A 10,304-nucleotide genomic window follows, 5' to 3' on the forward strand; every position below is an offset into this window, starting at 1 on the left:
AACCCTTATAGAGAAAGGCATTTAGCGATTTTTGTCAATTGTTTTTTATCTAGAGCGAACTAATCAATTAAGTCTCTTGCCAGATAAGGATTTAGTCGATTTATGCCCCCCTATCGAACCATACCAAGTAACGAAGAACCTCATTAATTAGGGTTTGATAACCCATTCCTGCGGTTTCAGCCTGTTCTCGAAAATAAGCTAGAATCTCATCATCTAGATAAATGGTAATGTGTGTTTTTCCCTGAGAGGAAATGAGCGCCCCTCGTTTTCCTTTAGAAAAATCATATTCCTTTCTCATAAGTTTTTCTCTCTTGTTTTGTAGCACGACGAGCAGAAATCAAGCGAATGACTTCACCCCGCAAAGTATCACACGAATCGCCTTACCTTCCCACTTAGAGGAATATTCAGGGGGAATGACAACTGTGCCATGATGAAGAATCATTTTAAATTCAATCGCTTCCATTCGTTAAGTTTAATAAAGTGTTGTATCAAGTTTAACCCAATCAATCCATGGAGTTTTAGGGGATGAAAAGAAAGCCGCAAAAAAGCGATCGCTTTTTCCCAATCAAATATAATTTAGGTAGAAAATTGCCAAAAAACCTCTATGCTCAACGGGTACAAAATTATTGATGCTGATTCCCATGTCATTGAACCCCCCGCAATGTGGGGCCAATACCTAGAACCTAAATTTAGGGAATTTGCTCCTTCTGCTGACATGAAAATCAAAGGAGAACCGATTAGTCAAAAAATCTCCCCACAAGTCCAAGCAGAAGGGAATAAGCAGATGATGCAAGCTCATCCCCATGCTTATCTCAATCGCTATAACCCAGAGTCCCATGTTCAATCTATGACACAAATGGGCATAGATGTGGCTTTTATTTATCCTAATTACGGACTGTGGTTATTTGCCATTGATAGCCTACCTGCTGAAGTGATGGGGGCTTTTGTCCGTGCTTACAATACATGGTTATATGAAGAATTTTGTAGCTATGACCCGGCCAGACTCAAAGGAGTCGCTGCAGTCAATCAACACGATCCCGAAGACATGGTAAAAGAGCTACACCGCATGGCAAACTTGGGCTGGAAGGCGGTTTTTTTGCGCCCTAACCCCGTTAAAGGCAGAATTTTGAGCGATCCAGCCTATGAACCCTTTTGGACGGCCTGCGAGGATTTGGACATGGCTGTAGGAATTCATGAGGGACATTGGAGTCGTTTACCCACCACCGGTGCCGATCGATTTAACACCCGTTTTGCCCTTCATGCTTGTTCTCACCCCATGGAGCAGATGATGGCACTGTTAGCGTTAATAGAAGGGGGAGTGTTAGAACGTCATCCTCAGCTAAGAATCGGATTTTTAGAGTCGGGCTGCGGTTGGCTACCCTATTGGTTATGGAGACTTGACGAAGAGTATCAAGTTACACCTTGGGAGGTCAAAGATCGGGTAAGATTAATGCCATCAGAGTATTTTCGCCGTCAATGCTTTATTGCCGTTGAACCCTCTGAACCTTATCTGTCCCAGCTTATAGACTACATTGGCAGTGACAATATTATCTTTGGCTCAGATTATCCACACATGGATCATAAGCCCGATATTGTTAGTCAAGTGCTTAAGCTTGAGAAAGATTTAGCTAAGGAAACAGTAGAGAAGATACTTGCGGACAATCCTACCCGTTTTTATGGCTCAGTCTGAGTTTTTACAGTAGAATCAAATTTATTAACCAACTTCCTGGAGGAATTCACCAATGGCACAGGTCTTTACTCGCAGTTATGTTCAAAATTTACAATCAAATTTGTCTATAAAGATTGGACAAGGACCAAAATCGATCGATGGCAATCAATACAATGATTACTATTTTCAGCTACTTATTTTTGAAAATGAAGACCACCCTAAATTAGTCTATGGAACTAAGGAAGCTTTACAAACAAAATATAATTTAGATTCCTCAAGTTTTCCTAGCTCAGGAGCTAAGGTTGACCCAAGATTTTGCCCATCACAACCTAAGGATGATCCTTTAGCTCAAGCAGAATTGAGTACCGTTTATTTCTTATTACAAACACGAAAGCTATCTCAGATGATTGCTTACACATGGCTTGAGCCGGAAAAGATACCAGATGAAATGAAAGCAAAAGTGAATTTGGTTAGAAAAATTTTGAGATTTCCTCACCAAAAAGTGTGTACTTATTGGCTTGATAAAGAAGGTGAAGAACGTATAAGTGAGATCGATTTATGCATAAAACTATTAGGAGATAGTAAAACCCACACCAAAAAATATAAATATAGTTGGTTGATTCAACCAGACAATATAAATTATGACTTTATTGCTTTGGCTCTTTTGCTGTGTGGGCAAGCTTTCTATAAAGATAAAGTTAACTTTTATTATCCCGATAAACATGAATATTTCGCCCAGATTTGGGAGCCAATTGGCAGTATCTATCAGCTAATCTTTGAATACGGCCTTGATGTTACTTGGGAGCTTTTTCATGGTGTTATGACAGAACTTGTTCATACAGGGAAAGATTTTCCAGCTGGTAAAATAACAGTCCCTTATCCACCCAGACCCAGTGAATTCAATGTTAGCCAATCTGACATTGAAACTTGGGCAAAGGCAAAAGAGTATGATGGTCCCTATCCATTTTATCCTAGCGAACATAGTGAAGACTGGAAGAATCACCAATTGAAGCACGTTTATCCACCTTCACCTTATATTCCCCTGAGTTGTTTGTAATTATCTTCAATTTTAATTATGAAAATTGGTCAGAGAATCAAGAGATGACGCAAATTGATCAGCTTGATTTTCTGACTGAACTGATAAGCCAATGGAAAAAAAATATCAAATCAGCGAAAAACTCTACGAAAGTGCTAACTCCTTAGTTTATCGAGGTTTTCGTCATGCCAATAATCAGGCAGTTATCCTTAAAATTCTCAAAGAAAATTACCCAACGCCATCGGAACTCACTCGCTATCAACAAGAATACCAGATCACTCGCTCTTTTAATGTTGATAATATTATTAAAGCTTATGATTTACAGCGATATGAAAACAGTTTAGTTATGGTTTTAGAAGACTTTGGTGGTCAATCTTTAAAATCATTACTAGAGCAAAGTCAATTCAACCTAGAAGAATTTTTGAAAATTGCCATTAAGATTGCTGAAGCTTTAGCTGTTATTCATAAAGCCAATATTATTCACAAAGACATTAACCCTTCTAATATTGTCTATAACCCCAAAACCGAAGAACTTAAAGTTATTGATTTTGGTATTTCTAGCCAGTTAGCTCAAGAATTTATCAGCGTTATCTCTCCCCATCAATTAGAAGGAACGTTAGCTTATATTGCACCTGAACAAACAGGAAGAATGAATCGTGGACTTGACTATCGTAGTGATTTTTATGCCCTTGGAGTCACTTTTTATGAACTTTTAACCAACAGACTTCCTTTTGAAACTACAGACCCAATGGAGTTAGTTCATTGTCATATTGCTCAAGACCCTTTACCCCTACACGAACTGATTCCAGACCTTTCCTTGGCTGTGTCTAATATTATCAAAAAACTATTAGCAAAAACCCCAGAAGAAAGATATCAGAGTGCTTGGGGAATTAAAAATGATTTAGAAATTTGTCTCAATCAACTCAAAAGAGGGGAACAGATTCAGCTATTTTCTTTAGGAAGTCGGGAGCTTCCAGAAAAATTTCAGATTCCGCAAAAACTCTATGGTCGAGAATTAGAAGTTGAAAAACTCCTAAACATTTTTGAAAAAATCAATCAAGGCTCATCTGAATTGATCCTGATTTCGGGTTATTCTGGGATTGGTAAAACAGCTTTAGTCAATGAAATTTACAAACCAATTACACGCCAACGAGGACGAGTTATTAAGGGCAAATTTGACCAACTACAACGATATATTCCCTATTCAGCAATTACTCAAGCTTTTCAAGATTTAGTAAAACAGTTGTTAAGTGAACCAGAAAGACATCTTGAAACCTATAAAGACAAGATTCTAGAAACTTTAGGAAATAATGGTCAAATTATTGTTGAGGTTATCCCTGAACTCGAAAAAATTATTGGTAAGCAATCTCCTGTAGAACCACTGGGTAAAACGGAAAGTCAAAATCGCTTTAACTTATTTTTTAAGCGTTTTCTCACGATTTTTTGTCAACCAGAACATCCCTTAGTGATTTTTATTGATGATTTACAGTGGGCAGATTTATCTTCTCTAAATTTAATTGAGCAATTAATTTTAGAGCCAGATATTAACTATTTTCTCCTAATTGGTGCTTATCGAGATAATGAAGTGGAAACAACTCATCCACTAATGCACACTTTAGGCAAAATTAATCAAGCCCAAAAAACAATTAATACGCTCTCTCTTTCACCTTTAAAAAGCAGAGAGATTAATCAATTAATTGCCGATACTCTAAATTGTTCTAGAGAATTAGCTAAACCCTTAGGGGAATTACTCAGCAGAAAAACCGAGGGTAATCCTTTTTTCTTAACCCAATTGTTTTATTCTCTCTACGATAGAAAATTCCTGTTTATTAGGGAAAATTTAGATTTAAAGAAAGCGAAGTACACAAAACAAGTTTATTGGCAATGGAATATACAACAAATTGAAAGTTTATCTATTACTGATAATGTAGTTGATTTAATGGTGAATAAAATTAAAAAATTATCTCAAAATACGCAACAGGTTCTCAAGTTAGCAGCTTGTATTGGCAATCAATTTAATTTAGAAATCCTTAGGATTATTAATAATAAATCTGAAACTATTACCGCTCAAGAACTACAGTTAGCTCTAGATGAAGGCTTGGTGATTCCCCTAGACAAAAATTATAAAATTCCTCTATTATGGAATGGAGAAGATTTGTCAAATAATAAGCTACAAGATGCTTTTAACTATTCTGCTGATATTTATTATCGATTTTTACATGACCGAGTACAACAAGCAGCTTATTCTCTTATTTCTGAAGAAGAAAAAGAATGTTTTCATCAGCAAATAGGACGTATTTTATTAGAAAAATATCAAGCAGAGCATCAATTAGAAGATAAAATATTTGATACTGTTAATCAACTTAATCAGGGAGCAATATTAATTACCGATCAGTTAGAAAAAAATCAACTGGCTAAGTTAAATCTAAAAGCAGGAAAAAAGGCAAAAGCATCAACAGCTTATGATTCGGCTTTAAGATATTTAGAAAAAGGATTGGAATTGTTGACATTAAATAGCTGGAAAACTGATTATCAATTAACTCTAGAACTTTATGTTGAAACCTTAGAATCTCTTTACTTAAATACTAAATTTTCTCAAATTGAAAAAATATCTGACACTATCTTAAAAGAAGCTAGAGACATATTTGATAAACTCAAGGTATATGAAATACAAATCATCTACTACTTTACAATTTTTCAACCTCAAAAAGCGATAGATATTGCCCTCAATGTTTTACCAGAACTAGGTATCAAAATTTCTCTTCAAGAAAATGAAATCAAAAAAAGAATTAGTAATCGCCAGAGATCCATAAAGTTGCTTTTAAAAAATAAATCGATTGAAGACTTGGCCGATAATTTGATAATGACTGACAATAAAAAACTAGCAGCTATTAAAATAATACTGCAAATTCGCTCTGCTTCAAATACAACTAATTTTCTTCTATTTACGGAATTAGTATTAACTTTAACTTATCTCTGTATCAAATACGGCAATCCTCCACAAGCTTCTACGATTTATGCTTTTTATGGAATGCTCATGTCGGGAATGACAGCAGAAATTGATTATGGTTATAAGTTTGGAAAACTAGCAATTAACTTATTAGAAAAAGATGATAATCAAAAATTTCAAGCCGAAATATTTTTTTTATATTATGCTTATATATGGTGTTGGAAAAATCCACTAAATGAGCAAGTCATTCAAGAAAAATTACTTTATGGCTTGCAACAAGGACTTAATACAGGACACAATGAATATGTTGGGTTTCTCGCACAGGCCTATTGCGCTATCAAGTTTTTAGGAGGATGCCAGTTAGAAGAAGTAGAACGAGATTGTGAAAAATACATTCATTTTGTGGAAAAACTTAATCAAGAGTATTCTCATAAATTCTTAGTTATTTTGACAAATACTGCTAAAAATGTACGAGATATTAATCACCATCAAGATTTTTTATTGCTAGGAACTTCCCAAGAGGAAGAAGATAAACATCTCCAAGAATATCTTGACCAAAATAATCAATGGTTACTATTTATTTATTATTTCGGAAGAATGATTGATTATTATATTTTTAATGATTTTGTTGCCTCCTTAGAAAACAGTCAACATACAGAAAAATATGTAGCGGTAACAAGCGGTGCAGCCCTATTTAAAGCACAACATAATTTCTATTCATCGTTGAGTTTTCTAGCTTATTATCATGACACAGAGCAAAATGATCAAAGAAAATTACTACAACAAGTAGATAACAATCAGCAGAAGATGGCAATATGGTCTAGTCATTGTCCAGCAAATTTTCAACATAAATATGATCTAGTTGAAGCAGAAAAAGCGAGAGTCTTAGGTCAAAACTGGGAAGCTCAAGAATTTTATGAAAAAGCCATTCAAGGAGCAAAAAAATATGAATTTATCCATGAAGAGGCTTTAGCCTATGAACGTGCCTCTGAATTTTATTTTACTTTAGGTAGAGAAGAAATTGCTAAACTATATCTCAGAAATGCTTATCATTGTTACACTCGTTGGGGTGCAAAGGCCAAAGTTAAACAATTAGAAGAAGAATACCCTCAATATTTATTAGGCATCAGCAATCAAAACAAATCTAAAGGACTGAGTACCACCATTTCAACTACTGGTAATGATGGAGCAGTTCTGGATTTAACCACTATTCTCAAAGCTTCGCAAGCGATTTCTGGAGAAATTAAACTGGAAAATCTCCTAACAAATTTAATGAAAATTGTCATTGAAAATGCAGGAGCGCAGAAAGGTTATTTGATTTTAGAACAGCAAGGAAATTGGGTCATTGAAGCTCAAGGAACAATTGATAAGGTAACGGTTAATATCCTAGAGTCAATTCCCATAGAATCTATCGACCATGATAACTCAATTCCTATCTTACCCACTAGCATTATTAATTATGTCGCTCGGACAAAAGAAACTATCGTTTTAAATGATGCCACTTCATCAGGTCAATTTACCAATGATTATTATATTGTGGCTAAAAAAACTAAATCTATTCTTTGTACTCCTTTACTCAATCAAGGTCAATTAAAAGGAATTGTTTATTTAGAAAATAATTTAACAACTAGCGCATTTACCTCAGAAAGGGTTGAACTATTAAATATTCTAGCAGCTCAAGCCGCTATCTCTATTGATAACTCCAGACTCTATCAAACCTTAGAACAAAGAGTAGAAGAACGGACAAAAGAACTCACAAACACTTTAGAGGTACTGAAAGCAACCCAAGCAGAACTTATCTTTGAAAATGACCTGCTTAAAAGTGCTGAACAACCTCCCAAATTTGTCTATCAAGTGGGGGGCAGTTTACCGATGGATGCACCGAATTATGTGGTTCGACAAGCCGATCGCAATCTTTATAAAGCTCTCAAACAAGGTCTATTTTGCTATGTTTTAAATGCACGTCAAATGGGAAAATCTAGCTTAATGGTACGGATGATGAGCCAATTACAAAAGGAGGGAATTAGATGTGCAGTAATTGACTTAACTCGGCTAGGAACAGACAATATTACCCCCGAACAATGGTATAAAGGATTAGCCGTTGATCTGCTCCGCAGTTTTGGATTAATCAAAGAATTGAAAACTTTTAAAGCTTGGTGGAGTGAACAATTAGACCTGCCTCCTGTACAACGATTAGGACAATTTATAGAAAATTTTCTTCTAGTTAATGACGATTTTGATCAGCGGCAATCTGGAAAATCGACTGTTATATTTATTGATGAAATTGATAGCATTTTAGGGTTAAAATTTGATGTCTCTGACTTTTTTGCTTTAATTCGTTCTTTTTATAACCAGAGAGCGATTCAACCTCAATTTCAAGAGCTAACTTTTGCCTTTTTTGGTGCTACCACACCTTCAGCTTTAATTACTGACCCCCAGAAAACACCTTTTAATATTGGTAACGCTATTGAATTAGCAAGTTTTAAAGAACACGAAGCTCAACCTTTATTATATGGGTTAACAGAAAAAGTCAGTAATCTTCAGACAATGCTCAAACAAGTCTTAAGCTGGACGGGAGGGCAACCTTTCTTAACTCAAAAACTCTGTCAACTGATGCGGGATAGTGAGCAACCAATCCCCTCTAATCAAGAAGAACAATGGTTGGCCAACTTAGTAGCAGAAAAAATTATTCAAGATTGGGAGATGCAGGATCAACCCGAACATTTAAAAACCATTCAAGATCGCCTTCTTCAAAGTCCAAACCGACCCCAGTTATTAACCTTGTATCGACAAATCCTCCATCAAGAACCAATACAGATTGATAACAATCCCTATTTACCTGAGTTATTTTTATCTGGATTAGTGGTAAAGCGTCACGGGAAAATGGACGTTCATAATCGGATTTATCAGACGATATTTAATAATGATTGGCTTGAGCGATCGCTGTCTTAATACCATGGTTCAAAAATTTATTTATACTGAACCAGTATATTGACTTATAAAGTACTTTTGATACAACTGACAACTGACAATTGCTTTATTTTCTCTGAGTTTAATTAAACCCATACTATTAAGTTTATAAGCAATAATTGGATCGACTATCATTGGTTGATTCCCTTGACAAATCTGTTGAAAAATACCGGCAAGTTCGGGTTGTTTTTGTAAAGTGACCCAGTGAAGCTGTAAATGAGAGGAATAAATTCCCGTTGATGTAGTTGCTGATTTGATTAAATCTGGCATCGTGATTTGCTCTTGGCTAAGATGATAAATCGCTAAATGAATCAAGGCAGGATGTCCCCCCACTAAGTCGATCAACTGTTGAATTTCGTTGGTTGCTAATTCATTTAATTGATATTTTTTTGCCAATTCTGCCACTTGTTCTTGACCAAAACCCTGTAACTCTATGGGTAATCCCACATTAAAAGGAGACTGTTCTAATCGCAGAGAAACATAAGATTCTGTGGATTGAACAATAATTAAACGTAATTTCTGCCACAGGGGAGATCGCTTAGATTCTTCATAACAAGCTCTGATTAAAGGTAAAAAATCTTCTGCTACTTTCGGATGTTCAAAGACTCGATGCACTCCATCTAAAGCCAATACCAGTGGCTGTTTTATCTCTCGTAAAATATACTCTTCAAAATAAATTGTCCAACTCATTTTAATTCCTATATCTTCATCCCAATAATCATCTAATTTGGCTTCTAAATTCAACTGCCGAGCGCAATTACGGCAAATCCAGCGTAAGAACTTGTTAAAATTTGCTATGATGTCTTGGTCTGCTTTTTGTAAATCTAAACTAACAATTTGATAACCGAATCGTTGTTGACAAGCCTCTAAAATTGTTAATAATAAAGAGGTTTTTCCCCATTTGTTGGGAGCTTTAATGCGTATTAACGCCCCAGATTGTCCGATTTCCTCGATAATTTTTGCTTCAAGTTTTGTTCGTTTTAGATAATAATAAGAATTATAGGGAACAGGAGCATCTGGGTATTCTGGACGCTCATTCTGGGGATATTCATTACCGCAATACTGAAGCGATGTGGAGTTGGTAAAATGAGATTGTAGTCTAGATAAAAAATTTTTTTTATTGATCGTTTCTCCGATCAGTTGCGAGACTCTATCATAGAGTCCTGGGGCAACTACATTGGCAAGATAGCTGCTACTATAACCGTTTTCTTGGGCAATTTCTTGATAGTTCTTTTTCTGCCAAAGTCCTCGCAATAATAATTGTTCTGTGTCATTGAGACAGCGATTCTCAAGCTTGAGCAGTTGCCGATTAAGAATCTCTTGGATTTCCTCGAATTTCATTATTTTTGTCTAAGGTAAGAAGATTTGATGGAATAGATTATTTGATTTTTCAGTTCCGTTGCAGCCAGAAACCCTGAATCTTGACATAACAGCACCGATTCAAACTAGAATTGGTATATTTGACAAACAAGCTGACGAGAACCAGCAACCGACAAAATTGTGCGATGGCAACCCTGAGAGGGATTCCATTCCCCTCTTGCTAGGAAATTATAGCATTTCTTGTCAAGGTCAATTAGGGTTAGCTGAATAAATCTAAAAACCTTGTTGGGTAAGACTTTTAGACTTTTTGTCAATCAAAAAGTACCAGATATGGGAGTGGTCGGGGGGAAAATCCCTGG

5 protein-coding genes and 1 pseudogene are annotated in these 10,304 nt (G+C 35.6%); 4 read left to right on the forward strand and 2 right to left on the reverse strand.

Features of this window, described 5'->3' with window-relative positions; translation table 11 throughout:
• Positions 1-121: 121 nt before the first annotated feature.
• Positions 122-298, reverse strand: a pseudogene (locus PX481_RS00580) (BrnA antitoxin family protein); the annotation flags it as partial.
• 306 nt (positions 299-604) lie between these two features.
• Between PX481_RS00580 and PX481_RS00585 the strand changes: the two are divergent.
• From PX481_RS00585 to PX481_RS00595, 3 genes are all read left to right on the forward strand, one after another.
• Positions 605-1,690, forward strand: a complete 1,086-nt coding sequence (locus PX481_RS00585) for an amidohydrolase family protein (RefSeq protein WP_002757625.1) — start codon at positions 605-607, stop codon at positions 1,688-1,690.
• 52 nt (positions 1,691-1,742) lie between these two features.
• A complete protein-coding gene (locus PX481_RS00590; protein ID WP_002757623.1) occupies positions 1,743-2,726 on the forward strand; it encodes a hypothetical protein in 984 nt (327 codons plus the stop codon).
• Positions 2,727-2,817: 91 nt separating this feature from the next.
• The gene (locus tag PX481_RS00595) at positions 2,818-8,607 is read left to right on the forward strand and encodes an AAA family ATPase (protein WP_288093096.1); all 5,790 of its coding nucleotides are present in this window, start codon (positions 2,818-2,820) and stop codon (positions 8,605-8,607) included.
• Positions 8,608-8,628: 21 nt separating this feature from the next.
• Here the strand turns inward: PX481_RS00595 and PX481_RS00600 are convergent, their stop codons facing one another.
• A complete protein-coding gene (locus PX481_RS00600) occupies positions 8,629-9,966 on the reverse strand; it encodes an AAA-like domain-containing protein (protein ID WP_002757619.1) in 1,338 nt (445 codons plus the stop codon).
• A gap of 58 nt (positions 9,967-10,024) precedes the next feature.
• Between PX481_RS00600 and PX481_RS00605 the strand changes: the two genes are divergently transcribed.
• A complete protein-coding gene (locus tag PX481_RS00605) occupies positions 10,025-10,216 on the forward strand; it encodes a hypothetical protein (RefSeq protein WP_288027309.1) in 192 nt (63 codons plus the stop codon).
• Positions 10,217-10,304: the final 88 nt, after the last annotated feature.

It is taken from the genome of Microcystis sp. M53603_WE2 (genome assembly GCF_030065435.1).